20 protein-coding genes, 2 tRNA genes and 2 pseudogenes are annotated in these 25429 nt (G+C 72.0%); 4 read left to right on the top strand and 20 right to left on the bottom strand.

Annotated features, from left to right (window positions below):
- Positions 1 to 3: 3 nt before the first annotated feature.
- The 5 genes from ACWD0J_RS19775 to leuS all read right to left on the bottom strand — a co-directional run bounded on the left by ACWD0J_RS19775 (position 4) and on the right by leuS (position 8729).
- A complete protein-coding gene (locus ACWD0J_RS19775; protein WP_451497097.1) occupies positions 4 to 2610 on the bottom strand; it encodes a ComEC/Rec2 family competence protein in 2607 nt (868 codons plus the stop codon).
- On the bottom strand, positions 2607 to 3701 hold the full coding sequence (locus tag ACWD0J_RS19770) for a helix-hairpin-helix domain-containing protein (RefSeq protein ID WP_451497096.1): 1095 nt from the start codon (positions 3699 to 3701) through the stop codon (positions 2607 to 2609). The genes ACWD0J_RS19775 and ACWD0J_RS19770 overlap by 4 nt, the downstream gene beginning before the upstream one ends.
- A gap of 305 nt (positions 3702 to 4006) precedes the next feature.
- Positions 4007 to 4852 carry a DegV family protein gene (locus ACWD0J_RS19765; protein ID WP_451497095.1) on the bottom strand — a complete coding sequence of 282 codons (846 nt, stop codon included), beginning with the start codon at positions 4850 to 4852 and terminating at the stop codon, positions 4007 to 4009.
- 71 nt (positions 4853 to 4923) lie between these two features.
- Complete coding sequence (locus ACWD0J_RS19760; RefSeq protein WP_451497094.1) at positions 4924 to 5667, bottom strand: hypothetical protein; 744 nt, start codon at positions 5665 to 5667, stop codon at positions 4924 to 4926.
- Positions 5668 to 5849: 182 nt separating this feature from the next.
- Positions 5850 to 8729, bottom strand: coding sequence for a leucine--tRNA ligase (leuS, locus tag ACWD0J_RS19755; RefSeq protein WP_451497093.1), 2880 nt, complete (start codon positions 8727 to 8729; stop codon positions 5850 to 5852).
- A gap of 448 nt (positions 8730 to 9177) precedes the next feature.
- Between leuS and ACWD0J_RS19750 the strand changes: the two genes are divergently transcribed.
- Together ACWD0J_RS19750 and ACWD0J_RS19745 are read left to right on the top strand one after the other, a co-directional pair.
- The gene (locus tag ACWD0J_RS19750) at positions 9178 to 10461 is read left to right on the top strand and encodes a cytochrome b/b6 domain-containing protein (RefSeq protein ID WP_451497092.1); all 1284 of its coding nucleotides are present in this window, start codon (positions 9178 to 9180) and stop codon (positions 10459 to 10461) included.
- Positions 10458 to 12071: an NADH-ubiquinone oxidoreductase-F iron-sulfur binding region domain-containing protein gene (locus tag ACWD0J_RS19745; protein ID WP_451497091.1), complete on the top strand. Its 1614-nt coding sequence runs from the start codon at positions 10458 to 10460 to the stop codon at positions 12069 to 12071. Before ACWD0J_RS19750 ends, ACWD0J_RS19745 begins: the two co-directional genes overlap by 4 nt.
- Before the next feature lie 145 nt (positions 12072 to 12216).
- Here ACWD0J_RS19745 and ACWD0J_RS19740 read toward each other — a convergent pair.
- From ACWD0J_RS19740 to ACWD0J_RS19730, 3 genes and pseudogenes are all read right to left on the bottom strand, one after another.
- Positions 12217 to 12289 (bottom strand) — tRNA-Ala (locus ACWD0J_RS19740).
- Positions 12290 to 12440: 151 nt separating this feature from the next.
- Positions 12441 to 12674: a hypothetical protein gene (locus ACWD0J_RS19735; RefSeq protein ID WP_053750770.1), complete on the bottom strand. Its 234-nt coding sequence runs from the start codon at positions 12672 to 12674 to the stop codon at positions 12441 to 12443.
- Positions 12675 to 12920: 246 nt separating this feature from the next.
- Positions 12921 to 13271 (bottom strand): annotated as a pseudogene (locus tag ACWD0J_RS19730) (MFS transporter); the annotation flags it as partial.
- A 418-nt stretch (positions 13272 to 13689) separates the two neighbouring features.
- Here ACWD0J_RS19730 and ACWD0J_RS19725 point away from each other — a divergent pair.
- Positions 13690 to 13908: pseudogene (locus tag ACWD0J_RS19725) on the top strand (helix-turn-helix domain-containing protein); the annotation flags it as partial.
- A 103-nt stretch (positions 13909 to 14011) separates the two neighbouring features.
- Here ACWD0J_RS19725 and ACWD0J_RS19720 read toward each other — a convergent pair.
- The 7 genes from ACWD0J_RS19720 to ACWD0J_RS19690 form a co-directional block, all read right to left on the bottom strand.
- Positions 14012 to 14084: transfer RNA gene (locus ACWD0J_RS19720), tRNA-Ala, on the bottom strand.
- 117 nt (positions 14085 to 14201) lie between these two features.
- Positions 14202 to 14870 carry a histidine phosphatase family protein gene (locus ACWD0J_RS19715; RefSeq protein ID WP_451497090.1) on the bottom strand — a complete coding sequence of 223 codons (669 nt, stop codon included), beginning with the start codon at positions 14868 to 14870 and terminating at the stop codon, positions 14202 to 14204.
- Positions 14867 to 15310, bottom strand: coding sequence for a ribosome silencing factor (rsfS, locus tag ACWD0J_RS19710; RefSeq protein WP_451497089.1), 444 nt, complete (start codon positions 15308 to 15310; stop codon positions 14867 to 14869). The genes ACWD0J_RS19715 and rsfS overlap by 4 nt, the downstream gene beginning before the upstream one ends.
- A gap of 111 nt (positions 15311 to 15421) precedes the next feature.
- A complete protein-coding gene (locus ACWD0J_RS19705; RefSeq protein ID WP_451497088.1) occupies positions 15422 to 17224 on the bottom strand; it encodes a LytR C-terminal domain-containing protein in 1803 nt (600 codons plus the stop codon).
- 16 nt (positions 17225 to 17240) lie between these two features.
- Entirely contained in the window at positions 17241 to 17807 is a 567-nt protein-coding gene (gene nadD, locus ACWD0J_RS19700; RefSeq protein WP_451497132.1) for a nicotinate-nucleotide adenylyltransferase, read from the bottom strand.
- A 484-nt stretch (positions 17808 to 18291) separates the two neighbouring features.
- The gene (locus tag ACWD0J_RS19695; RefSeq protein ID WP_451497087.1) at positions 18292 to 18456 is read right to left on the bottom strand and encodes a hypothetical protein; all 165 of its coding nucleotides are present in this window, start codon (positions 18454 to 18456) and stop codon (positions 18292 to 18294) included.
- A 118-nt stretch (positions 18457 to 18574) separates the two neighbouring features.
- Positions 18575 to 18736, bottom strand: a complete 162-nt coding sequence (locus tag ACWD0J_RS19690; RefSeq protein ID WP_451497086.1) for a hypothetical protein — start codon at positions 18734 to 18736, stop codon at positions 18575 to 18577.
- A 114-nt stretch (positions 18737 to 18850) separates the two neighbouring features.
- Here ACWD0J_RS19690 and ACWD0J_RS19685 point away from each other — a divergent pair, with 114 nt between their 5' ends.
- On the top strand, positions 18851 to 19972 hold the full coding sequence (locus ACWD0J_RS19685; protein WP_451497085.1) for a M48 family metallopeptidase: 1122 nt from the start codon (positions 18851 to 18853) through the stop codon (positions 19970 to 19972).
- Positions 19973 to 20156: 184 nt separating this feature from the next.
- Here the strand turns inward: ACWD0J_RS19685 and ACWD0J_RS19680 are convergent, their stop codons facing one another.
- The 5 genes from ACWD0J_RS19680 to proB all read right to left on the bottom strand — a co-directional run bounded on the left by ACWD0J_RS19680 (position 20157) and on the right by proB (position 25314).
- Positions 20157 to 21227 carry an SCO2583 family membrane protein gene (locus ACWD0J_RS19680; RefSeq protein WP_451497084.1) on the bottom strand — a complete coding sequence of 357 codons (1071 nt, stop codon included), beginning with the start codon at positions 21225 to 21227 and terminating at the stop codon, positions 20157 to 20159.
- A gap of 100 nt (positions 21228 to 21327) precedes the next feature.
- Complete coding sequence (locus ACWD0J_RS19675; RefSeq protein WP_451497083.1) at positions 21328 to 21918, bottom strand: SCO2584 family spore wall biosynthesis protein; 591 nt, start codon at positions 21916 to 21918, stop codon at positions 21328 to 21330.
- Between the two features lie 144 nt (positions 21919 to 22062).
- Positions 22063 to 23349 (bottom strand): glutamate-5-semialdehyde dehydrogenase, encoded by a 1287-nt coding sequence (locus ACWD0J_RS19670; RefSeq protein WP_451497082.1) that lies wholly within the window; start codon positions 23347 to 23349, stop codon positions 22063 to 22065.
- Between the two features lie 82 nt (positions 23350 to 23431).
- Positions 23432 to 23899, bottom strand: a complete 468-nt coding sequence (locus ACWD0J_RS19665) for a hypothetical protein (RefSeq protein WP_451497131.1) — start codon at positions 23897 to 23899, stop codon at positions 23432 to 23434.
- Between the two features lie 308 nt (positions 23900 to 24207).
- Positions 24208 to 25314, bottom strand: coding sequence for a glutamate 5-kinase (gene proB, locus ACWD0J_RS19660; RefSeq protein WP_451497130.1), 1107 nt, complete (start codon positions 25312 to 25314; stop codon positions 24208 to 24210).
- Positions 25315 to 25429 lie beyond the last annotated feature (115 nt).

Here is a 25429-nt window from a genome sequence, read left to right as displayed (position 1 = left end):
GCCTCAGTCTGGCGCCACCCGGAGCGCCGCGTCGCCGGTCCCGTCACCATTTCCGGCGACCGCGAGCGCCCCGTCCCGGTCGGTCCGCAGCACCGTCGCGCCTGCGGCCCGCAGCGCCGCGACCGTGCTGGGGGCCGGGTGACCGTACGGGTTGTCGGCACCGCAGGAGATGAGCGCCAGCCGCGGCGCCACCCTGCGTATGAGCTCCGGGTCCTGGTAGGCCGACCCGTGGTGGGCGACCTTGAGCACATCCACCCCGGCCACCGCCGCGCCCGCCGGTGAGCGCACCAGCGCCTGCTGTGCCGGAGGTTCGAGATCGCCGAGCAACAGGAACCGCAGCTCCGCCGACCGGACCAGCAGGGTGACGCTCGCGTCGTTCGGCCCCTCCGGCTCCGGTGCCGGACGTGGGGGCGGCCACAGCACCTCCCAGGACAGCTCCCCGGTACGCCGCCGCTCTCCGGCCACGGCACGGGTCACGGGAATGCGCCGGGCCGCCGCCTCCCTGCGTACGAACTCGGCCTGGTCCACGGGCTCCTCGTAACCCGTTGTCTCGATCGCTCCCACCGAGCGCCCGCGCAGCACTCCGGGCAGCCCCGCCACGTGGTCGGCGTGGAAGTGGGTCAGCACGACCAGCGGGATCCTGGTGATGCCGAGCGCGCGCAGACAGCGGTCGACGAGCACCGGATCCGGTCCGGCGTCCACGACCACCCCGGTGCCCTCGCCCGCCGCGAGCACCGTCGCGTCCCCCTGTCCCACGTCGCACATCGCCAGCCGCCAGCCCGGCGGCGGCCAGCCGGTGATCACCCTGGTCAGCGGGGGTGGCTGCACCACCACCAGGACCAACAGCAGCCCGCACGCCCCGCACAGCCAGGGGTGTCCCAGCAGCCGTCGGCCGACGAGCAGGACGACCACGGTGACGAGGAGGAGCAGCGCCGCCCCCGTCCAGGTGTCCGGCCAGTCCATTCCCGCGCCGGGCAGCGCCGCACCGGTACGGGCGATCTCCGCGATCCACTCCGTCGGCCAACTCGCGCCCCAGGCCAGCGCCTCGGCCACCGGCATCGCCACGGGTGCCGCCGCCAGCGCCGCGAAGCCCAGCACGGTGGCGGGTGCGACCGCGAACTCCACGAGCAGGTTGCACGGCACCGCCACCAGGCTCACCCGGGCCGACAGCACGGCCACGACGGGTGCGCACAGGGCCTGTGCGGCAGCCGCGGCCGCCAGCGCCTCGGCCAACCGCGGCGGCACCCGGCGTCGCTGCAACGCCGTGCTCCAGCGGGGCGCCAGCGTGAGCAGGGCACCGGTGGCCAGCACGGAGAGCAGGAAGCCGTAGCTCCGGGCCAGCCATGGGTCGTACAGCACCAGCAGCAGGACGGCCGTCGCCAGCGCCGGGATCAGTGATCTGCGGCGGCCGGTCGCGAGCGCGAGCAACGCGACGGCTCCGCAGGCCGCGGCCCGCAGCACACTCGGGTCCGGCCGGCACACGACGACGAAGCCGAGCGTGAGCACCCCGCCGAACAGCGCGGTCGTCCGCAGGGACATCCCGAGGCGGGGCGCGAGCCCCCGGCGCTCGACGTGCTGGGCCAGCCCGGGCGGTCCGATCAGCAGGGCCAGGATGATCGTGAGGTTGCTCCCGGAGACGGCGAGCGTGTGCGCCAGGTCGGTCTCCTTGAAGGCCTCGTCCAGCTCCGGTGTGATCCGTGCGGTGTCCCCGACGACCAGCCCGGGCAACAGCGCCCGCGCGTCCGCCGTGAGTCCGTCCGTGGCGGTCCTCAGCCCGGCCCGCAACCGGCCCGCGAACCGCTGCGGCCCCGACGGTTCCCCCACCACCTCCGGTGCCGCCCGTCCCCGTACCCGCAGCACGGCCGCGACCCGGTCGCCGCCCACCATCGCGGGCGCCAGCCGTGCGGTCACCCTCAGTCGTGTGGACGGCAGCAGCCCGAGCCAGGGTGAACGCCCCGGCCCCTCGGTGACGGGACGCGCTGCGGCCGTCGCCCCCTCGGCGGGCCGGCCGGTCCCTCGGGCCGCCGCGTCGACGAACAGCAGCACCGGCGCGCGCGTCGCCACCACCGTGCCGTCCGGTGCCTCGACGCGTCGTACGTCGGCATTGATCAGCACGGATGTCGGCATCGCGTGGTTGCCCGTGATCCGCGGCCGGGTGAGCCGGGGGTCGGAGGTCACCTCGACCTCCACGGTCGCCGTGGCGTACTGCCGCGCCAATGCGGGCACCGGTCCTCGCCGCAGGTCGGCCCCGTGCAGCCCGGCGGAGGCGGCGGCCGCCGCGACACACAGCAGCACGGCGGCGACCGAGGCACGCGCCCAGGTGACCCGCGCGGGGCGGGCGCGCACCCGGGCGGTCACGAGGAGGACGCCGGCTGCGGCGACGCCGCCGACCGCGAGGCCGGTGACCCACCCCGGCGGCGCGTTCAGTGTCAGCGCGGCCGTCGCCCAGGCCGCCAGTGCGGGCGGTACGAGTCGTAGGTCCGTGGGTCCTTCCTGTCGTGGACGGGCGGCTCCGAGCCGTTTCCCGGAGGTGGCGTGGACGGCGGTGCGGGAGCGAGTGGCCTCGTGCTCGGGCGGCACCTCGGGGGTGCGCCTCGTCCCCGTACTCATGGCCGTACGAGGTTCCGCAGGTCGACGAAGCGACGGTCGCCGATGCCGTTGACCTCGCGCAGCTGGTCCACCGAGCGGAAGCCGCCGTTCTGGGTGCGGTAGTCGACGATGTGCCGGGCCAGCACCGGGCCGACGCCGGGCAGGGTGTCGAGCTGCTCGATCGTGGCCGTGTTGAGCGAGACGGGGGCCGCCGGCGCCGCTCCCGCTCCGGTGCCGGCCGGACCGCCGGCAGCCGGACCGCCGCCCGGGCCCGGGACCGCTGGGACGGCCGGGCTCCCGACGATCACCTGCTCCCCGTCCACGAGGAAGCGGGCACGGTTCAGGCCGTCGGTGCTCGTCCCGGGCTTGACCCCACCGGCCGCGCGCAACGCGTCGGCAACCCGTGAACCGGCCGGAAGACGATGGATCCCCGGCTCACGCACCTTGCCGCCGACGTCCACGACGATCTCGGGTGCCGCCGTCCCCGCGGCGCTCGGCGCACCGGCCGGCCCAGCGGGCGCCGCTTCCTCGCCCGGCGCCTCCTCCGCGTACGACTGGACCGCCCGCACCACCTCGGGTGCCCGAACGGCTTCGGTCCGGCCGACCCAGAAGTGCTCCACGGCGAAGGCCGCGGCGACGACGAGCAGCACGGTCAGCGCGAGCACACCCCGTCGCTCCAGCCCGCACCGCGTCTGCAACCACACCGGCATCCGCTCCCGCAGAGCCAACCCGACCGGTACCCGTCGCCCACCTTCGTCCGGGGCGTGCGCGTCCTCCGTGGCGTGCGCGTCCTCCGTGGCGCCCGCGGCGCCCGCGGCAGTCGGCCCACCCGCAGCAGCGAACCCGCCCACGGCCACGCGGACCTCCTCGCCCGGCGGCCCCTTTCCCGACTCCCGCCCCTTCCCCGTACGTTCGGCGAACAGCGCCTCCGCCCGGCGGCGTAGTTCGTCGGCCGAGGCCTGCCGGTGACGTGCGGCGCGTCCCCGTGCGTGCGGGCGGCGACGAGGAGGCGTACGGGTACCGGTACGGGCGCGAGCGCGGCCGTCGGAGACCGGGCCGCGTCCCGGGCCACTGGTTACGGTCGTTGTGCGTGAGCGTGATCGAAGTGCCATGCGCCGAGGATGGAGCACACCGGCACCACGCGATGATCTTGGTCAATTCCCGGGGACGACCGCCTGATTGTGGATAACTCCGCCACCCACACGAGTGACCGAGCCGCCGGCCGTACACCCCACCCGCGCCCCGCAGATCACACCTGATCCACAGACCGCAGACCGCAGACCGCAGACCGCAGACCGCAGACCGCAGACCGCAGCCGAACCTCACCACACCCGATCCGCACCGCACCCGAACCGCAGACCACATCCGGGATCGCGCATCACGTCGAATCCGCAAGCCGAAGCCGCGCCACCCCGCCTCAACGCGGCGAGACCACGACCCCCAGCAACCCGGGACCCGTGTGCGCCCCGATCACCGCTCCGACCTCGCTCACATGCAGATCGGCGAGACCCGGTACCCGCGCCCGCAAGCGGTCCGCCAGGGCCGACGCCCGGTCGGGGGCTGCCAGATGGTGGACGGCGATGTCGACCTGCGCGCTGCCCGCCCGGTCGGCCACGATCTCCTCCAGGCGGGCGATGGCCTTCGAGGCCGTCCGTACCTTCTCCAGCGGTTCGATGCGGCCGCCGCGCAGCTGCAGGAGCGGCTTCACCGCGAGCGCGGAGCCGAAAAGGGCCTGCGCCGCACCGATCCGGCCGCCGCGGCGCAGAAAGTCGAGCGTGTCCACGTAGAAGTAGGCGGAGGTGCCCGCGGCCCGTTTCTCGGCGGCCGTGACGACCTCGTCCACCGTGCCGCCCGCCTCCGCGGCCTCGGCCGCTGCGAGCGCGCAGAACCCGAGGGCCATCGCGATCATCCCGGTGTCCACCACCCGCACCGGCACCGGCGCCTCGCGCGCCGCCACGACCGCGGCGTCGTGCGTGCCGGACAGCTCGGCGGACAGGTGCAGGGAGACGATGCCGCTGGCACCGGACTCGGCGACCTTGCGATAGGTCTCGGCGAACACCTGAGGGCTGGGCCGGGACGTGGTGACGGACCGTCGCTTCTGGAGTGCCTGGGCCAGCGAGCGGGTCGAGATCTCGGTGCCCTCTTCGAGTGCCTGGTCGCCGAGGACCACGGTCAAGGGCACCGCGGTGATGCCGTGGCGCTCCATCGTCCGCTGCGGCAGGTAGGCCGTTGAATCGGTGACGATCGCGACATGGCGGGACATGAGCTGGAGGTTACCTGGCGTAGCGCCCGCACGGCAGCCCGGCCCCTCTCACCTGGGCGTCCGTGTCCGGATCAAGTCGTGCTCTCGGGGCGGGGCTTCTTCTGCTGCCAGGGATACGTGGGGCGCGGGCCCGGCGGCGTGATCGCGGGTCGCGTCGTGCCCTCGTCGGCGCGTGCCCGGGATGTCCCCGGCCAGGTCTGCTGAGCCGTGCCGCCGTCGGCGGCCGGAGCCTGTGGCCACGGGGGCGGCGGCGTGGCGGACGCGGGCTCGGCCGTCGTCCAGTGCCGCAGCGCTCCGGCCTCCACGTCGATCTGCGTGCTGAGCGAGTCGAGGTCGTCGTCGGCGAAACGGTGGGCCCGGTCGCGTGCCGCCCAGCGCAGCGAGTCCGCCGACTTGGTGATGCGCTCGATGCGCTCGCGCAGTCCGGGCAGTCGCTCGGCGAGCGTGGCCCGGTCTGGCTCGGACTCCAGGCGCTTGAGTTCGGCGTCCAGTTCGTGCCCGTGAACGCTGAGCCGCTCGAAGAGGCCGAGGGACTCCTTGAGGGACTCGTCCTCGGCCACACCCGCGTGCAGCGCGTCCTGGGTGGCACGCATCGAGGTGCGCAGCTTCAGCCGGAGCTGGGCGATCTCGCCCACCGGACCGAGCTGGGCGAAGGACTTGGCCCGCAGGGTGTGGTCCTCGACCGTGCGGCGGGCCTGGGTGAGACTGCGGTCCACGCCACGCTTGGCGGCGCCGACCACCTTCACCGTGGCATAGGCGCCGAGCGCCACGAAGAGCACGAAGAGCAGGGCGACTACTGCGATCACTGCTTCCACGGACTCCTCCTCGAACCGGTCACGGCACGCTGCGCGCCGCTCTCCAACGGTAAACGCAACGGGCAGGCCCGGAGTTCCAGAAGAACCCCGAACCTGCCCGTAGGGGACTACCCCGACACCGGCCGGACGCCGCCGTACCCACGGCATGACGCCACCGGGCCCGCCCCGTGACGCCGCCGCGGCTACGCCGTGACGATGTTCACCAGCTTCGGCGCCCGCACGATCACCTTGCGGATCCCCGCCCCGTCCAGCGCCGCCACGACCTTCTCGTCGGCCAGCGCGACCTTCTCCAGCTCGTCCTCGGAGATGGTCGGCGAGACCTCCAGACGGGCCTTGACCTTGCCCTTGATCTGGACCACGCAGGTGACGGCCTCGTCCACGACGTACGCCGGGTCGGCGACCGGGAAGTCCTGGTGGACGACCGAGTCGGTGTGGCCCAGCTTGCGCCACAGTTCCTCGGCGATGTGCGGGGCCAGCGGAGCGACCAGCAGCACCAGGGCCTCGGCGACGGAACGCGGCAGCGGGCCGCCCGCCTTGGTCAGGTGGTTGTTCAGCTCGGTGACCTTGGCGATGGCGGTGTTGAAGCGCATGCCCTCCAGGTCCTGGCGCACACCGTCGATCGCCTTGTGCAGGGCGCGCAGCGTGTCCTCGTCCGGCTCGCCGTCGACCACCGTCACCGAACCGGTCGTCTCGTCGACGACGTTGCGCCACAGCCGCTGCAGCAGCCGGAACTGGCCCACCACCGCACGCGTGTCCCACGGGCGCGACACGTCCAGCGGGCCCATCGCCATCTCGTACAGACGCAGTGTGTCCGCCCCGTACTCGGCGCAGATCTCATCCGGAGTGACCGCGTTCTTCAGGGACTTGCCCATCTTGCCCAGCAGCCGGGAGACCTTCTCGCCCTGGTGGTAGTACGAGCCGTCGCGCTCCTCCACCTCGGCGGCCGGTACCGCGATACCGCGGCTGTCGCGGTAGACGTAGGCCTGGATCATGCCCTGGTTGAACAGCTTGTGGAACGGCTCGGCCGAGGACACGTGGCCCAGGTCGAACAGCACCTTGGACCAGAAGCGCGCGTACAGCAGGTGCAGCACGGCGTGCTCGGCGCCGCCGACGTACAGGTCGACGCCGCCGTGCGGCTGGCCCTCGCGCGGGCCCATCCAGTACCGCTCGATCTCCGGGTCGACCAGCTTCTCGGAGTTGTGCGGATCCAGGTAGCGCAGCTCGTACCAGCAGGAACCGGCCCAGTTGGGCATGGTGTTGGTCTCACGCCGGTACGCGCGCGGGCCGCGGCCGTCGCCCAGGTCCAGCGTGACGTCGACCCACTCCTGGTTCCGCGACAGCGGCGTCTCGGGCCGGGTGTCGGCGTCGTCCGGGTCGAAGGTGCGCGGCGAGTAGTCCTCGACCTCGGGCAGCTCCAGCGGCAGCATCGACTCGGGCAGGGCGTGGGCGACGCCGTCCTCGTCGTAGACGATCGGGAAGGGCTCGCCCCAGTAGCGCTGCCGGCTGAACAGCCAGTCGCGCAGGCGGAAGTTGACGGTGCCCTCGCCGACACCGGACCGCTCCAGCCACTCGGTGATGCGCGCCTTGGCGTCGACCACGCCCAGGCCGTCCAGCGAGATGTCGTCGTTGGAGGAGTTGATGATCTTCGCGTCGTACGACGCGAAGGCGTCCTCCCACGTCGAGGTGTCGGTGCCGCGGCCGTCGGTGGGCTCGACGATGCAGCGGATCGGCAGCTCGAAGGCGCGCGCGAACTCGAAGTCGCGCTGGTCGCCGGCCGGCACGGCCATGATCGCGCCGGTGCCGTAGCCCATCAGGACGTAGTCGGCGACGAAGACCGGGATCCGCTCCCCGTTGACCGGGTTGGTCGCGTACGCGCCGATGAAGACGCCGGTCTTGTCCTTGGCCTCGGCCTGCCGCTCGACGTCGGACTTGGAGGCGGCCTGCGCCCGGTACGCGGCGACGGCCTCGCCGGGGGTCGCGTGGCCGCCGGTCCACACCTCGTGGGTGCCCTCGGGCCAGGCGGCGGGGGTGAACTTCTCGACCAGCGGGTGCTCGGGCGCCAGCACCATGTAGGTCGCGCCGAACAGGGTGTCCGGGCGCGTGGTGAAGACCGTGATGCGCTCGCCGTCGATCGGGAAGTCGACCCGGGCGCCCTCGGAGCGGCCGATCCAGTTGCGCTGCTGCAGCTTGATGGCCTCGGGCCAGTCCAGCGCGTCCAGGTCGTCCAGCAGCCGGTCGGCGTACGCGGTGATGCGCATGTTCCACTGGCGCAGCTTGGACTTGAAGACCGGGAAGTTGCCCCGCTCGGAGCGGCCGTCGGCGGTGACCTCCTCGTTGGCCAGCACGGTGCCCAGGCCGGGGCACCAGTTGACCGGAGCGTCGGAGGCGTACGCCAGGCGGTACTCGCTCAGGACGTCGGCGCGCTCGGTGGCGCTCAGCTCGCTCCACGCGCGCGTGTGCCCCGGCACGGGACGCTCACCGGACTCGAACCGGGCGATCAGCTCGGAGATCGGGCGGGCCCTGCCCGCCTCGTCGTCGTACCAGGAGTTGAAGATCTGCAGGAAGATCCACTGGGTCCACTTGTAGTACTCCGGGTCGATCGTGGCGAACGACCGGCGCCTGTCGTGGCCCAGGCCCAGCCGGCGCAGCTGGGACTTCATGTTCTCGATGTTGGCCTCGGTGGACACGCGCGGGTGCGTGCCCGTCTGCACGGCGTACTGCTCCGCGGGCAGGCCGAAGGCGTCGAAGCCCAGGGTGTGCAGGACGTTGTGGCCGGTCATGCGCTGGAAACGCGCGACGACGTCGGTCGCGATGTAGCCCAGGGGGTGGCCGACATGCAGGCCCGCACCGGAGGGATACGGGAACATGTCCATGATGAACTTCTTGGGCCTGGCGACCAGGTCGGTGTCCCCGGCCAGGTCCCCCTTGGGGTTCGGCGCCTCGTACGTGCCCTCGGCGTCCCAGAAGTCCTGCCAGCGTGCCTCGATGTCGGCCGCCATGGCGGCCGTGTAGCGGTGCGGCGCGGCCACCTCGGAAGCGGCAGCGGGGTTCGTCTCGCTCATGATCCTCAAAGCTCCATCGATCGTCTCTGCCGGCGGCGTGACTCAGGAAACGAAAAATCCCCTCGCACAGGAGGGGACGCCGCGCCGATGCCGACCGCGGTCTCTCACCAGCGGTCGGGGCTGATCAGCGCGGCCCGCTAAGCAGAAGGCGTACGGCACGCATGCGGTTAGGGTACCGCAGGCCTTGAGCAGGATGCGACGCGCTTACGTATGCCTTCTTGGCACCGGGTGCCGCCCCCACAGTCCCCGTCGAGCACGATCGATCACACCGGAGAACAACAGAACCATGGCCAATGGTTACTTCGCGTAACAGCCACTAACGGGCATCACAACGGCCCCATTGTCGTTTGATAACAACGCAATAACTCAAACCTCGTACCCACCGGTATGGCGCCACTTAAAGTGCGGCAGCGGGACCGCTTTCCCGAAACTGCTCGGAGTTGCCCCCATGAACCCTCGTCGTAGTAACAGCTCGCTCCCCCAGCCCGGCCGGTCGGCCTATGGGGTGGCGTCGGCTGTCGTCCTGCTCCTCATACCCGTGGCCGTGCTGGTCGGAGGTGACCGGTTCCGCGACTTCCTGAACTTCGGCGCCGGCGTGCTGTCCCTGGTCTCGCTCAGCTGCTCGGTGATCTGGGGCCTGGTCGCCCAGGACCGCATCTTCCTGAACACGCGCCAGCGGATCATCGGGCAGGCGGTGCACCGGACGACCGCGGTCGCCTCGATCGCGTTCCTGCTGCTGCACGTCACCACGAAGATCGCGCTCGACCACGTCCAGCTGATCGGCGCGCTGATCCCCTTCTCGCTCGGCGTCACCGGAGTCGAGGGCCTGATCGGTCTCGGCTCCCTGGCCGGCCTGCTCATGGTCTTCGTGGGCATCACCGGCGCGCTGCGCAGCAGGTTCGCCTCCCCCGCCCCGGTGGCGGCCCGCTGGCGGGCGATGCACATGCTGGCCTACCCGGCCTGGTGCGCGGCGCTGCTGCACGGCCTGTACGCGGGCCGCGCCGCGAAACCGATCTTCGTGATCCTGTACGGCCTGTCCCTGCTCGGCGTCACCGCGGCCCTCGCCCTGCGCGCGGCCCCGCGCCCGGTCAAGCGCAAGGTGGCCGACCGGATCGCCGCGTTCATGGGTACCGACGAGCGGCCCGGCCGTGAGGGACTGGACGCGAGCCGGGCCAGAAGGACGGAGTCCACGGGCGCGCTGCCGGGCTACGAGAACCAGCGGGGGACGCGCTCCCAGCCCCGCGCGAACCCCGCCTACCAGGCCCCCGCGGCCCCAGAGCCCGCGAACGGTTTCGCCGCCGCCTACCGTGCCGTCTCCACGCCTGCCCGCGCGCGTCAGCAGCCGTTCCCGGCCGACCAGACCGCGCGCATGGACCTGCCGATGGACATGCAGCCCACGGAGGCCTTCCCGCGCGCGGACGGCGGCAGCACGTCGGGCAGCTGGCCGATACCGTCCCCGCCGCCGGTCGGCGAGGCACCACCGTCGGCCTACGACCCGCTCAACGACACCGGATACAACATCCCGGCCTATGGCAACGCGGGCGCCGCGGGCTACGGCTCGAGTGATGTGTACGACACCGGTGAGACGAACACCCTCTATGGCGCGTACTACCCGGACGACACATACAACAACAGCGGTCCCGCCACTGAACCATCGCCCGGCGCTTCGTACGACTTCGACGCACCGGGCTCGGGCGAACCTTGGAACATGCCTTCCGGAGGCCATAGGTGAACGAGGCCCTGCCCGACGTCCCAGAAGTCCGCGTGGTCGGCCTTCCCCAGCTCACGTCGGGCTTCGACCTTGTCGAACGACTTGACCTGCCCATGCACCTGAAGGTGCACGGGCCGCTCGAACCGATGGGCGGCGAGCAGCTCGCGAAGCTCGCCGAGAACATCAACCTGAAGGGCCGCGGCGGCGCGGGCTTCCCCTTCCACAAGAAGCTGCGCTCGGTCGCCGAAGCGGCGATCAAACGCGGTGTGCGGCCGGTCGTCGTCGTCAACGGCAGCGAGGACGAACCGGCCTGCCGCAAGGACACGGTGCTCATCAACCGTGCCCCGCACCTCATCCTGGACGGTGCGCTGCTGGTCGCCGAGGCGCTGGGTGCCCGCACGCTCGTGGTGGGGGTCACCCGGGAGTCCACGCAGCGCTCCATGGAGGCGGCGCTCGCCGAACGCGGCCTCAGCAACGGACGCCGATCGGCGCTGCGCGCGCGCGTGCAGCGCAATCCGGTGCGCATGGTCACCGGAGCGGCCGCGTCGCTGGTCCGCTCCATCGACGGCGGCCCGGCGATCCCGCCCGGCCGCAAGGTCAGCGCCTCGCAGAACGGCGTCGGCGGCGCGCCCACGCTGCTGTCGAACGCCGAGACCTTCGCCCAGCTGGCGATCGCCGCCCGCATCGGCCCCGAGCGCTACGGCAACACCGGCCTGTACGACGAGCCCGGCACCGTCCTGCTCACGGTCTCCGGCGCCGTCGCCCGCCCCATGGTGATCGAGGTCCCCACGGGCGTGCCGCTGCGCTACGTCCTTCAGCTCGCCGGCGCCCCGCCGGTCCCGCAGGGCGTGCTGACCGGCGGCTACCACGGCAAGTGGATCGACGCGGCGACGGTCAACGAGGCGATCGTCTCCCGCAACTCCCTGGACGCGGTGGGCGGTTCCCTCGGCGCCGGCGCGATCCTGCCGATCAGTCAGGAGACCTGTCCGCTGGGCGAGTCGCTGCGGGTGGCGCAGTGGCTGGCCGAGGAGAGCGCGGGACAGTGCGGTCCCTGCTACCTGGGCCTGCCGGCCGCCGCGCGCGGCATGGAGGACATCATCAACGGCGGCGGACCGGCCGCCCTGGAGGCGCTCAAGCAGGTCGCCAAGAACGTGAAGCGGCGCGGCGCCTGTTCGCATCCGGACGGCTCCGCGATGTTCCTGGAGTCGACGATCAAGGCGTTCACGGACGACCTGGCCGCGCACGTCCTCGGGAACGGCTGCGGAAGGCCCGTGGAGGGCGTTCTGCCGCTCTTCGAGGGCGGCAGGGGCCCCACGGGCATCCCGGGCGGCGGCGAGTCCGAGGAGAGCGGCCCCAGCCGTCAGAAGATCTACGTCGACTGGACCCTGTGCCGGGGGCACGGCCTGTGCGCCGACATCCTCCCCGAGGTCTTCGAACTCGGCGCAGACGGCTTCCCGACCGTCGCACAGGCCCAAGTGCCGCGCTACGCCGAGGCGAAGGCGCTGCGCGCGGTCCGCCGCTGCCCGGCCCTCGCCCTGCGCATCGAGGAGGACACCCGCTCCCAGGGCGCGACCCGCAACAACCTGCCGGTCCTCTCCCAGGGCCGCGGCCGCCGCGCACTGGGCCGCTGAGCGCACCACCGAGGGGCCGCCCGAACCGGGCGGCCCCTTTTCCCCATGCCGGCCGGCCGCTCAACCCGACCCGGGGCACACGAAGATCGCCCCTGAACACACGAAAAATCCCGCCGGATCGAAATGATCCGGCGGGATCTGACTGTGGAGCTAAGGAGAATTGAACTCCTGACCTCCTGCATGCCATGCAGGCGCTCTACCAACTGAGCTATAGCCCCTTGTGGCCACGCGGCGGAACCGCATATCGACCGTGTCGCCCGGTCTCCCCGGCGGCGACGCCAACTTTACCGGCCCACCGGGTGAGCACCAAATCGTTTCCGTTCTGTCCGGATTCGGCAGCTGATGCCGGCTCACGCGGACAGCTGCCGATCACGCCGTGACGAACGAATAGAACCGCTTGAGCGTGCAGTGCTCTTCGAGGAGCCGGCCGTAGATCGGCTCCCCCTCCAGTTCACGGTACGTCTCGATCGGGTCGCCTTTTATGATCAGCGCCCGCGCGCATTCCTCGCACCAGTACTGGTACTCCGGATTGACCGGCTCCATGTCACGGACGATCGGCGTACCACTGCCGCACCAGTCGCACTTTCGCCTGTGTGCACCCATCGATCAGCTCCAGCTGTGGCCGCAGGCCGTGCACACGTAGGAGATCCCCCCGTTGTCACCGAGCACTTGGGCCACATGGACGGAACCGCAGGAAGGGCAGCTGAGACGGATGACCGTGTCCTGTGTCGACGCTGCTTCAAGGAGGTGGCCGACCTCCCTGAGGATGCTCGCAGGCATCACCGCTCCCTCCCGTCGGGCCGCGCCCCCTTCCGGCCGTTTGATTCTGCCACGGCCGGGCCAATACGGTCAGCGACGCCTCAGTACCAGTCCGGACACGGCACCCACCGCGGCCGTCCCGGCCAGCGCGAACACGCACACCGAATGCGCCTCCGCAGAGGTATACGCCCCGAAGCCCTCGAGTGACTCAAGCCGGTTCAAGAACAGTGTGCCGAACACCGCGACGCCGATCAGCTGGCCGAGCTGCGTGACGGTGGCGAGCAGACCGCCGGCGTCCGCCGCGTTCTCGGGCGGCACTGTCGCCAGCGCCCGTGTGAGCGTCGGGCTGAAGGCGAGCGCGAGTCCGACGCCCACCCCGGCGTACGCGACGTACAGCGCCGCACCGCCGTCGTCGCCGCCTTCCAGGCCCAGGCCCACGCCCGAGCCCGGCGAGGTGGACCCGCCCGGGACCGAACCGGGCGCCGAGACGCGCGCCGGTGATCAGCAGCACGGAGTAGGTGATGGCGTGTCCGGCGATCACCAGTTGCAGTTCACCGCCCGACGCCCGCAGGTCGGTGCCGATGGCGAGAGCCGCGACGTTCACGATGAACACGTCGAGCACCGCCATGAACGGGGCGGCGAGCACGAGTGCGAGCAGCGGCCGGGGCCGGTTGTCAGTGCCGGGCGCTTTACTGAGGGCACGGCTCGGAACGGGTGTGGGACCCGGTCCCGTCCTGAGTGCGTCGTCATGCCCTTGAGCCTGGCGACGCTCGGGTACGGGTGCCGAGTGCCCGTTGATGCCGGTACTGACAGCACCTGGCAGGGGACGGGCCGCGCGTCGACGATGGGGGATGTGACGATGGGGACAGCACAGCGACGCCGACCCGAGCTGGCCGCCTTCCTGCGCAACAGGCGCGCCCGCGTGACACCGCAGGACGTGGGCATGCCGCCGGGCTTCCGGCGCCGCACCCCAGGGCTGCGCCGCGAGGAGGTCGCCCAGCTCTCGGGCGTGGGGGTCACCTGGTACACGTGGCTGGAACAGGGGCGGCCGATCAACGCGTCCGCAGAGGTCCGGGATGTAGACGGCGCGGCGCACGCGCTGCTGACAAAAGATCCCGCCCCCTGACAGGGGACGGGATCTTCATCAGGCGATCTTTGACAACTCGACAGAGTGTCGGCTGTGGAGCTAAGGAGAATTGAACTCCTGACCTCCTGCATGCCATGCAGGCGCTCTACCAACTGAGCTATAGCCCCTCGCGCCACGCGGCTGAGCCGCGAGGTGTTTCGCCCCGCTCAGCGGGGCGAACAAGAAGAACTTTAGCCTGCGACCTGCCGGAAAGTGAAATCCGGGTCCCGAAGGCCGTGGGCCGCTCAGTCGTCGTCGCCGAGCACCGGTTCCGGGAGGGTGCCTGCGTTGTGCTCCAGCAGGCGCCAGCCCCGGGCGCCCTCGCCGAGGACGGACCAGCAGCAGTTGGAGAGTCCGCCGAGGCTCTCCCAGTGCTGGGCCTCCAGACCGAGGAGACGGCCGATCGTGGTGCGGATCGTGCCGCCGTGGCTGACCACGACGAGCGTGCCGTTGTCGGGGATCTTCTCGGCATGGCGAAGCACGAGGGGGGCGGCGCGGTCGGCGACCTCGGTCTCCAGTTCGCCGCCACCGCGGCGCACCGGCTCACCGCGCTTCCACGCGGCGTACTCCTCGCCGTACCGGGCGATGATCTCCTCGTGCGTCAGCCCCTGCCAGGCGCCCGCGTAGGTCTCCCGCAGGCCCTCCTCGTGGATCACGTCCAGGCCGGTGAGCTCGGCGAGCTCGGCGGCCGTGTTCGCGGCCCGCTGGAGGTCGGAGGCGACGATCGCGTCGGGCTTCAGGGAGGCGAGCAGCCGGGCGGCGCGGCGGGCCTGGCCGACGCCGGTCTCGGTGAGCTCGACGTCCGTGGTGCCCTGGAATCGGCGCTCCGTGTTCCACGAGGTCTGGCCGTGCCGCCAGAGGATGACGCGGCGTCCGCGGCCGGGCTTGCGGCCGGCGCCCGCGGGGGCGGTCACCGCAGCTCTCCGAAGTCGGCGGTGTCCTCCTCGGCCTGCACCTTGGCGTGCTCCTCGGCCTTGCCTCGGGTGGCCTTGGCGTCGGCGGGCAGCTCGATCTCCGGGCAGTCCTTCCACAGCCGCTCCAGGGCGTAGAAGACCCGCTCCTCGCTGTGCTGGACGTGCACGACGATGTCGACGTAGTCGAGCAGGATCCAGCGGGCCTCGCGGTCGCCCTCGCGGCGCACCGGCTTGACGCCGAGCTCCTTGGAGAGCCGCTCCTCGATCTCGTCGACGATCGACTTGACCTGGCGGTCGTTGGGTGCGGAGGCCACGAGGAAGGCGTCCGTGATCGACAGCACGTCGCTGACGTCGTAGGCGATCACATCGTGGGCGAGCTTGTCGGCGGCCGCCTGGGCGGCGGTGGTGATGAGCTCAAGGGAGTGGTCAGTCGCGGTCACTACAAGGCTTTCGGTCGGCGGTCACTGGACATCAAGGGTCTCACGGACCGCCGAGGGCACCCCACGTGATGGTTGCCGCACGTGGGGTGCCGCCCTCGCCGGGGCCCGTCCTCACGAGGACGACGGCTCGTAGTCCTGTCCGAGGACCACGGCGACGTTCGCGCCCGAGGAGACGGTGCCCTTGCCGACGGAGCTGGTGGGCAGGCCCAGGGTCTTGGCGACCTCGGTGGCGTTCTCCTTGTCGGCGGCGTCGGCGTAGACGACCTCGGAGGCGGTCTGGGCGGCGGAGGCGGTGCCGCCCTCCAGGAAGGTGAAGCCGCCGTTGAGGAGCACGACGCGGGCCTTCTCGGTGTTGTCCTTGACGCCGCTGGCGTTCTGGACGGAGACGCTGACGGCCGCGTCCTTGTCCGGGCTCTTCGCGGTGCCGCCGAGCACGTCCTTGACCACGCTCGCGCTGGCCTCGGCGCTCAGCGTGCCGTCGCTCTGCACGGGCATGGCGGCCGTCTTGTAGTCACCGCCCTTGGCGAGGTCGGCGAGCTTGGCGAGGAAGGTGCCGAGGTCCTTGTCGGTCAGCGAGGGATCGAGGATCTGGGCCAGCGTCTGCACGGTGGTGGTCGCGACCGTGGGGTCGGAGGACAGCTTGCGCAGCACACCCTGCATGACCTGGCCGAACCGCTCCAGCTGGGCGTCCTGGGCCTCTCCGGAGGCACGGTAGGTGGCGTAGGCGACGGCCATCTTGCCGCTGAGGGTCTGGCTCTCCCCCTTCTTCACCAGGGGCGCCGCGCCCTTCTTCTTGGCGTCCGGATCGGGCACGTCGGCGTCGGTGTCGACCTCGATGGTGCCGACGAGGTCGACGAGGTTCTGGAGATAGGGGGTGTCCAGGCGCCAGGTGCCCTCGATGCTGGTGCCGAGGACCGTGTCGAGGGCCTCGCGGGTGCCCGCGGAGCCGTCCTCGTCGACCGACTTGGCGAGGGTGGTCGTGGTGCCGTCGTCGTCCGTCACGACGAGGGAGTTGGGCAGCAGGACGGTGGTGCCCTGCTTGGTGGTGGTGTTGTCGACGAGCAGCACCGTGGAGGTGCCGCCCTCGGCGGTGTTGTGCAGGTGGACGACGATCACGTCGCGGCTCTGGGCGCCGGCGGCCGTCGCGGTGCCTGTCGTGCCGTCGGAGGACGACGACAGGCCGGGCAGCTTCCCCGCGAACCAGAGGTAGCCGACACCGCCGACCGCGACCAGCGCGAGGACGACGACCAGGGCGACGACCCGGCTGCGGGCGCGGCGCTTGGCCTCCTCGCGGCGCTCGGTGCGGTTCTCGGTGAACTTCATCCAGTCGATGACGTCCTCGGAGTCACCGTCGGGGTCCTCCACGAACGCGAACTGCTCGGTGCGGTACTCGCGTTCGCCTTCCCCGGCGGGTGCCCCGCCGGGCTCGGCGCGGTGGGCACCGCCGGGCTCGGGCTGCCGGTCCCGGCCGGCGACGTCCGGTTCTTCGACCGGCCCGGCCTGCTGGGGGATGTAGGCGGTCTGCTCGGCGACACGGGGCTGCTGCCCGCTGGCGGCGCTCTGGCCGTAGGGGTCGTAGGGGTCGTAGGACGGCCCCGGCCCGCCGGCCTGCTGGGTACCGGCGGCGTACGGGTCGTAGGGCGGCACGGGTGCCTGCTGACCGGTGCCGTAGGGGTCGTACGCCGGTGGGGGCTGCTGCCCGCCCGTGGCGTACGGGTCGTAGCCGTAGCCCTGCTGCGTGTACGGGTCGTACGGCTGCCGGCCGCCGTACTCCTGCTGCTGCGGAGCCTGTTGGGGCTGGGCCTGCTGAGGCTGGGCCTGCCGGTACACAGGCCGGCCGAACTCGTCGTAGCCGACGAGCTCGTACTGGTCGTCGTGATCGCCGCTGTGTCCCGCGTCGTATCGGTCGTTCACCGGTGCCCCTCTCGGCTCACTCGCCGCGGTACAGCTCGCGCTTGTCGATGTAGCGCACGACTCCGTCCGGCACCAGATACCAGACGGGGTCGCCCTTGGCGACTCTCGCACGGCAGTCGGTGGAGGAGATGGCGAGGGCGGGGACCTCGACGAGCGAGACGCCGCCTTCGGGGAGGCCGGGGTCGGACAGGACGTGGCCCGGCCGGGTCACCCCGATGAAGTGCGCGAGGGAGAACAGCTCGTCCGCGTCCCGCCAGGTCAGGATCTGGCCGAGGGCGTCGGCACCGGTGATGAAGAAGAGATCGGTGTCGGGGTTGAGCGCCTTGAGGTCGCGCAGGGTGTCCGTGGTGTAGGTGGGGCCGCCGCGGTCGATGTCGATGCGGCTGACCGAGAACTGCGGGTTCTCGGCGGTCGCGATGACGGTCATCAGGTAGCGGTCCTCGGCCGGGGAGACCTTGCGGTGGCTCTTCTGCCAGGGCTGGCCGGTCGGGACGAACACCACCTCGTCCAGGTGGAACTGCGCGGCGACCTCGCTGGCCGCCACGAGGTGCCCGTGGTGGATCGGGTCGAACGTTCCGCCCATGACGCCGAGGCGCCGCTTGCCGGGGCTCGACGGGCCGTTGCCCGGGCCGACCGGCAGGGGCTTCCGCCCGCCGCTCACCGGACCGCCGCCGGCCGCACTCGCCGGGCCGATCGCGGCGTCTCTCACCGGACCGCCACCCGCACCCCTCACCGCGTCACCACCGACAGCCCGTGCCGGACCGTTCCCGGCACGAGTCGCCGAGCCGTCGCCGGCACCGCGCGAACCGTCTCCGGTACCGCTCGCCGGACGGTTGCCGGTGCCGCTCACCGGACGGTGGTCCGTGCCGCTCGCCGGATGGTTGCCGGTGCCGCTCGCCGGGCGGTGGTCCGTGCCGTTCGGCGTGTCGTTCGCCGGACCGGTAGGCATGTCCTGCTCTCCCATGCGTGCAGACCCTACCGGCCCGGCCTGAGGGCTCCGGCCGTCAGATCCCCGGACGGCCCGGGCCCGGAGGCCCCGCCGGACCGCCGTCAGGCCCCTGCCGAACTCAGCGGTCGCGGTTGAAACGGGTGGTGATCCACAGCAGCAGCATCAGGATGACGAAGGCCCCGCCGCCGGTCAGCAGGGGACTGAGGCTCTCGTGGTTGCCGCCGTGCTCCCCGCCCTCGGCGGCGACGGTGACCAACTGGGCAGCGGTGCTGTGGAAGCTCATCTTCGGCAGGACCTATCCGGTGTGGGCGGGATAAAGACGTCGGCCCATGGTAAGCGGGTGACACAGGAGCCATCACGCCGACTCCACCGTTGGGGAACCGGGGAACCTTCGTACCGCCTCAGTCGTCCTTCCGCTTGTACCCCCGCAGCAGGAACCACGCGGTCAGCGCGCACCCCAGCATCATCACGATCAGGACGACCCGGAGCAGATTCCCCGCACCTTGCTGTCCGGCGGCGCTCGCGGCCTCGATGAGCCAGGCGGTCCGGGGGGTGTGCTCCATGGCGCGGAACTCCTTCGGTGTAGTGCCCGTCCACGGTATCTCCGCCTAGGCTGGGCTCTGCTTCGGGGGCGCAAAGGACCGCACAACAGTCCGCAAAGGGCCACTCACACGCACATGGGGGAAGACATGTCCGACGGCCACCAGCAGAACGGGCACGAGCACGTGCCGAGCAGGCAGCGCAGGCGCTTCCCGGGGATCTCCTCCCGTGCGTACGAACACCCGGCCGACCGTTCCGCCCTGGTGGCGCTGCGCAAGCTGAGCGGGTTCGACACGGTCTTCAGGGCGCTCAGCGCTCTGCTGCCCGAGCGCAGCCTCAGGCTGCTGTTCCTGTCCGACTCGGTGCGCGTGTCCGACCAGCAGTTCGCGCACCTCAACGACATGCTGCGGGACGCCTGTTACATCCTGGACCTGGAGAAGGTCCCGCCGATGTACGTCAACCAGGACCCCCAGCCGAACGCGATGTGCATCGGCCTGGACGAGCCGATCATCGTCGTCACCACGGGTCTCGTCGAGCTGCTCGACGAGGAGGAGATGCGGGCGGTCGTCGGGCACGAGGTGGGGCACGCGCTGTCCGGTCACTCCGTCTACCGGACCATCCTGCTGTTCCTGACCAGCCTTGCCCTGAGGGTGGCGTGGATCCCGCTCGGCAACCTCGCGATCATGGCGATCGTGACCGCGCTGCGCGAGTGGTTCCGCAAGTCGGAGCTGTCCGCCGACCGCGCCGGGCTCCTCGTCGGCCAGGACCTCCAGGCCTCCATGCGCGGCCTGATGAAGATCGCGGGCGGCAACCACCTGCACGAGATGAACGTGGACGCGTTCCTGAAGCAGGCCGAGGAGTACGAGGCCGGCGGCGACCTGCGCGACTCCGTGCTGAAGATCCTGAACGTGCTGCCGCGCTCCCACCCCTTCACCACCGTGCGGGCGGCCGAGCTGAAGAAGTGGGCCGAGTCCCGTGACTTCCAGCGGATCATGGACGGCCACTACCCGCGGCGCAGCGAGGACAAGGACACCTCGGTGACGGACTCGTTCCGCGAGTCGGCGTCGGCCTACGCCACCAACGTCAAGAGCTCCAAGGACCCGCTGATGAAGCTGGTCAGTGACCTCGCCGGCGGGGCGGGGGACCTGGGCGGCCGGGTGCGGCGCGGCTTCGGAGGCTTCTCGGCCTCGGCGCCGCCGAAAGACCAGCCGCCGACGGACCAGCCGCCGAAGGACACTCCCCCGGGCGGCCAGGACTGATCGACTCCGGACCCCCTGGCCCGGCCCAGGGGACGGGGACCGCGACCGGCCCGGACCCGCACCGACCCGGCCCGGACCCGCACCGACCCGTACCCCGGACCCGCACCGACCCGGCCCGGACCCGCACCGCCCCGTACCCCGGACCCGCACCGACCCGTACCCACGAACGGGCTCCGGTCCTGTGTCACACCCTCGGCTGCGCGCTCGTCGCCAGTGATCCGCACAGGGCCGTCGCGCTGCCGGCCGCGTACGGGTCCGTGCCGGCCGGGCCGCCCGCCTTCGCGCTCTGGCCGGCGAGCAGCGGGTGCAGGCGGTTGGCGGGGTCCTCTGCGCAGGACAGCGGCCCGGCCCGCACGGAGGAGACGACGAGCTGGGCGGTGCGCATCCGCAGGTCGTCGTGGTCGAAGCGGAAGTGCAGCTCGCGCCGGACGGTGAAGAGCGAGGCGCGCGCCCCCTCGTCGGCGTCGATGGGCCGCAGCGCGTAGACGAAGGTGTGGTCCGCGGTGACCTCCAGCGTGGACGCGTCGGTCTCGGCGGCCCGCAGGGTGCCCTGGACGCGGATCTTCCGGTCGGCCAGTTCGGCGTCGGACGGGTCGAAACGAACCAGCCACCCGGTGGGCGCGTGCCGGCCGTCGGCGGCCGGCCGGGTGAAGCTCTGGTCGAACTGGTCGAGTTGGTCCGTGTCGAGGAGGACCCGCACGGAGCGGACCTGCCCGCCGGTGAGGACGTCCGGGTCGAGCGAGGAGCGGACGATGTAGTCCTTGGCGGTGGTCAGGGCGCTCATCACCTGGCTGTCCGAGAAGTGCGCGGTGCGCCGGGCGGCCGGCAGCGGTATCCCCTCGGCGCCGACGCGGTACTGCGCAGCGGGACTGTGCGCGTAGAGCTGCTCGGGGTCGGGGTGGCCGGGCACCTTGCCCTGCGGGGCGAGCGGGATGACGGTCATCCGCAGGGGCTCGGCGGGCTGCCGGGCGGCGGGGGCCTGGTAGGGGTGGCGTACGCCCATGTAGATGGCGGTTCCGAAGGCGATGGCGATCAGCAGGACCAGGACGAGTGCCTGCCGGGAGAGCCCGCGGCGAAGGGGCGGCCTGCGGCGTACGGCGGGCGCGTGGTCGGCGATGCGCTCCTGGGCGGAGAACTCCTGGAGCCGGGCAGCGCGGACGAACGACTCGTCGAAGACGACGGATCGGTACTCGTCCTCACCACCTCCGGGGCCGCCCTCGGGTGTCCCCTCAGGTGGGTCTCCAGGCCCTCCCATGTCTTCAGGGTAGGTCGCCGGGAGCTCAGGTAAACGCCCTGGTACACGACAAGTTCTGACAGGTTCTCACCGGATCCGGCCAGGGTCCGCCGGGCCGTGGTCAGGGCGTGCGCGGGACCGCGGAGGCGGCTGGCTGGGAGTAGTCGGCGGACGCGGACGGCGCCGCCGCGGTGCCCTGTTCCAGGCCGGTGGAGGCGGGTGGCGGAACCTGGTCCCGGTCGTCGGAGGAGGCGCTCCGGTAGACCGCCGCGAAGGCCAGCGCGACCATGCCGATCCCCATCACGAGGGCGAGCAGCCAGGCGACGGGACGGTGCCAGCGGACCGGCTTCCCGTACGTCCCGGAGGTGCCGTAGCGGCCTTCGAAGACGTCGGTGTCGTCGGTGTCGTCGGTGTCGTCCGGGTCGTCGAGGTCCGGATCATGGCGGAAACCGCTGAGGCCGTCGGGGCCGAAGCCGTCCTCGTAGTGCTCGCCGCCGCGTGCGCGGCGGGTCTCGGCCTCGGAGGCCTCCGCTCTCGCCTGCGCGGCGGCCAGGAGGCGTTCCACGGCGGTCGGCTCGTGCACCACGGCCGCCCGGACGAAGCCCTCGTCGAAGACCACGGAGGCGAACTCTTCGTCCGACACCCCGCGGTCGTGGTCGTCGTCGGGCTCCCAGCCGTCAGGGAACGGCGTACCCCCCACGTCCTCCGGCACGAATCCAGAGTAGACCTGGGGGGTCAATTTGGGCAGACGGTATGGAAATTCATCCGGTGGGTGAGACGGCCCCGCGGCGGCACGGGCCGGCGCCCGGCGTGCGCGCCGAGCGCGTGCTCCGTGCCGGAACCGGGTCCGTGCGCCTCAGCGCCGTACGTGTCCGTCCCCGGTGACGATGTACTTCGTGCTGGTCAGCTCGGGCAGGCCCATCGGGCCGCGGGCGTGCAGCTTCTGGGTGGAGATGCCGATCTCCGCGCCGAAGCCGAACTGGCCGCCGTCCGTGAACCGGGTGGACGCGTTGACCGCGACCGTCGTGGAGTCGACCAGCTGGGTGAAGCGGCGGGCCGCCTGCTGCGAGGTGGTGACGATCGCCTCGGTGTGGCCGGAGGTCCACAGCCGGATGTGCTCGACCGCCCGGTCGAGGGAGTCGACGACCGCCGCGGCGATGTCGTACGACAGGTACTCGGTCTCCCAGTCCTCCGGCGTGGCCTCGACGACGGTGGCCTTGGAGTCCTCGGCGTACGCCAGCACCCGCTCGTCGGCGTGCACGGTCACGCCCGCCTCGGCGAGGGCGTCCAGGGCGCGCGGCAGGAACGCGGGGGCGATGTCCTGGTGGACGAGGAGGGTCTCGGCGGCGTTGCAGACGCTGACGCGGTGCGCCTTGGAGTTGATCAGGATGTCGATCGCCATGTCGAGGTCGGCGTGGGCGTCGACGTAGACGTGGCAGTTGCCGGTGCCGGTCTCGATGACCGGGACGGTGGACTCGGCGACGACGGTCCGGATGAGGGAGGCGCCGCCGCGCGGGATCAGCACGTCGACCAGGCCGCGGGCGCGCATCAGCTCGCGCACGCTCTCGCGGCTCTCGCCGGGTACCAGCTGCACGGCGTCGGCGGGCAGCCCGGCCCCGCCGACGGCGTCGCGGAGCACCCTCACGAGCGCGCTGTTCGACTCGTACGCGGAGCCCGAGCCGCGCAGCAGCACCGCGTTGCCGGACTTCAGGCACAGGGCGGCGGCGTCGACGGTGACGTTCGGGCGGGCCTCGTAGATGATGCCGACGACCCCGAGGGGGACGCGGACCTGGCGCAGGTCGATGCCGTTGGGCAGGGTCGAGCCGCGGACGACCTCGCCGACCGGGTCGGGCAGCGCGACGACGTCCCGCACGTCGGAGGCGATGGCCCGCACCCGCTCCGGGGTGAGGGTCAGCCGGTCGATGATCGCCTCGCTGGTGCCCGCCTGGCGGGCCTTGGCGATGTCCTTGGCGTTGGCCTCGACGATCTCGCTCGTACGGACCTCCAGCGCGTCCGCGATGGCGAGCAGCGCGTCGTCCTTCTCGGCCCGCGGGAGCGGGGCGAGGTCGGCGGCGGCGGCCTTGGCGCGGTAGGCGGCCTGGGTGACCGGGGACATGGCGTCGTACGGCGAAAGCGTGGTCATAAGGGAAGCCTAGTGCGCCACGCGGATGCGTCCACCGCTCATCCCACACCCCGAGACAAGCCCCGCAGAGCTCGCAGACCTCTCAAAAGGGGTGCACGCCCACCGGGGTCGCCGGCGCCGGCCCGTACCCCTCGGAGATGCGCTGGTGGTAGGTCTGGCGGTCGATGACCTCCAGGCCGACGATCTCCCACGGCGGAAGCCCCGCGGTCTGCCGGTGCTCGCCCCACAGGCGCAGGGCGACGGCGGCCGCGTCGTGCAGGTCGCGGGCCTCCTCCCAGTACCGGATCTCCGCGTGATCGTTGGCGTACCTGCTGGTCAGCAGGAAGGGGTGGTCGTGGGCGAGCTGTTCGAGGGCGCGCCGGACCTCCTTGAGCGGTGCCTCGTCGCCGGAGACGCTCAGGGTGACGTGCCACAGGCGCGGCAGGTCCGCGGGCTCCCCGCCCTCGTAGCGGTCACCGGCCGCGACGCTGGTCAGGGCACGTTCCTCGCCGGGCACGCGCGCGGAGGCACCACCGGTACCAGCGCGGGACGCCGCCGCCCCAGGGCGCACTCGTCTCACGACGGCCTCCTTCACGCACAGATCGACCCCGGGGGTCGGGCAATGTATCCCTGGGACAAAGTTGAGCAGGCCGCAAGGGCTCGTGGGGCGGTTTTGCGGAACGTCCACCTCAGGGCGACGCTGTTGTCAGGTCGTTCACCCCGTTTTCGGGCGCCGCGTGCGGTAATGCGGACGAAGGGTGGTGTGATGCGCCGCGATGCGGGGGGTGCGCGGCGTGAGGCGAGGGGTGGGCGGGGGGTGCGCGGCGTGATGCGGGTGCGCGGGCCGTGGTGTCCGGCGTCCGGGTGCCCCACTGCGCGCTACGGGTGCAGGATCACCAGATCGTCCCGGTGCACGACCTCGCGCTCGTACGCGGGGCCCAGCTCGCGGGCGAGTTCCCGGGTGGAGCGGCCGATGAGCCGGGGGATCTCCTTGGCGTCGAAGTTGACGAGCCCACGGGCCACCGCGTGCCCCGCGCCGTCCCGCAGTTCGACGGGGTCGCCCGCGACGAACCCGCCCTCCACGGAGGCGATCCCGGCCGGCAGCAGCGATGTACGGCGGTCGACGACCGCGCGCACCGCGCCGTCGTCCAGCGTCAGCGCCCCCTGCGGGGTGGACGCGTGCTGCAACCACAGCAGCCGGTCGGCGGAGCGCTTGCCGGCGGGGTGGAAGTAGGTGCCCGTGTCCCCGCCGGACAGCGCGTCGGTCGCGTGGACCGTGCTGGTGAGGACCACCGGGATGCCGGCGGCGGCCGCGATCCGGGCGGCCTCGACCTTGGTGACCATGCCGCCGGTGCCGACGCCCGCCTTCCCGGCGCTGCCGATCTGCACACCGGCGAGGTCCGCGGGCGTGCGCACCTCCGCTATCCGCGAGGTGCCCGGCTTGGCGGGGTCGCCGTCGTAGACGCCGTCCACGTCGGAGAGCAGCACCAGGAGGTCGGCGTGGACGAGGTGGGCGACCAGGGCGGCGAGCCGGTCGTTGTCGCCGAAGCGGATCTCGTCGGTGGCGACGGTGTCGTTCTCGTTGACGACCGGCAGGGCGCCCATCGCCAGCAGTTTGTCGAGGGTGCGGGAGGCGTTGCGGTGGTGGGCGCGGCGGCTCATGTCGTCGGAGGTCAGCAGCACCTGGCCGACGCGGATGCCGTAGCGGGCGAAGGAGGCGGTGTAGCGGGCCACCAGCAGGCCCTGGCCGACGCTGGCGGCGGCCTGCTGGCGGGCCAGGTCCTTGGGGCGGCGGCGCAGGCCCAGCGGGGCGAGACCGGCGGCGATGGCGCCGGAGGAGACCAGGACGATCTCTCTCTCCCCGCCGCTGCGGCTCTTGGCGAGGACGTCGACCAGCGCGTCGACCCGGTCGGCGTCCAGGCCGCCGGAGGCGGTGGTCAGCGACGAGGAGCCCACTTTGACGACGATCCTGCGGGCCTCGCTCACGGCCTGCCTTGCCCCTGCCACGTGCCTGCCCCACTTCCTTGCCGAGTGTCCTCAATCTACGGGAACAGGGGGCGGCCTCGCGTGCGCGTTCCATCCGCCGGACGCGGGGGCGGCC

The organism is Streptomyces sp. NPDC003011 (assembly GCF_053591515.1).
This window is presented reverse-complemented; position numbering and strand designations above follow the sequence as displayed.

Coding starts and splice junctions, on each gene's coding strand:
- ACWD0J_RS19775 (WP_451497097.1), bottom strand. CDS start 2,610: ATGAGTACGGGGACGAGGCGCACCCCCGAGGTGCCGCCCGAGCACGAG.
- ACWD0J_RS19770 (WP_451497096.1), bottom strand. CDS start 3,701: ATGGCACTTCGATCACGCTCACGCACAACGACCGTAACCAGTGGCCCG.
- ACWD0J_RS19765 (WP_451497095.1), bottom strand. CDS start 4,852: ATGTCCCGCCATGTCGCGATCGTCACCGATTCAACGGCCTACCTGCCG.
- leuS (WP_451497093.1), bottom strand. CDS start 8,729: ATGAGCGAGACGAACCCCGCTGCCGCTTCCGAGGTGGCCGCGCCGCAC.
- ACWD0J_RS19750 (WP_451497092.1), top strand. CDS start 9,178: ATGAACCCTCGTCGTAGTAACAGCTCGCTCCCCCAGCCCGGCCGGTCG.
- ACWD0J_RS19735 (WP_053750770.1), bottom strand. CDS start 12,674: ATGGGTGCACACAGGCGAAAGTGCGACTGGTGCGGCAGTGGTACGCCG.
- nadD (WP_451497132.1), bottom strand. CDS start 17,807: ATGGGCGGAACGTTCGACCCGATCCACCACGGGCACCTCGTGGCGGCC.
- ACWD0J_RS19695 (WP_451497087.1), bottom strand. CDS start 18,456: ATGAGCTTCCACAGCACCGCTGCCCAGTTGGTCACCGTCGCCGCCGAG.
- ACWD0J_RS19690 (WP_451497086.1), bottom strand. CDS start 18,736: ATGGAGCACACCCCCCGGACCGCCTGGCTCATCGAGGCCGCGAGCGCC.
- ACWD0J_RS19685 (WP_451497085.1), top strand. CDS start 18,851: ATGGGGGAAGACATGTCCGACGGCCACCAGCAGAACGGGCACGAGCAC.
- ACWD0J_RS19680 (WP_451497084.1), bottom strand. CDS start 21,227: ATGGGAGGGCCTGGAGACCCACCTGAGGGGACACCCGAGGGCGGCCCC.
- ACWD0J_RS19670 (WP_451497082.1), bottom strand. CDS start 23,349: ATGACCACGCTTTCGCCGTACGACGCCATGTCCCCGGTCACCCAGGCC.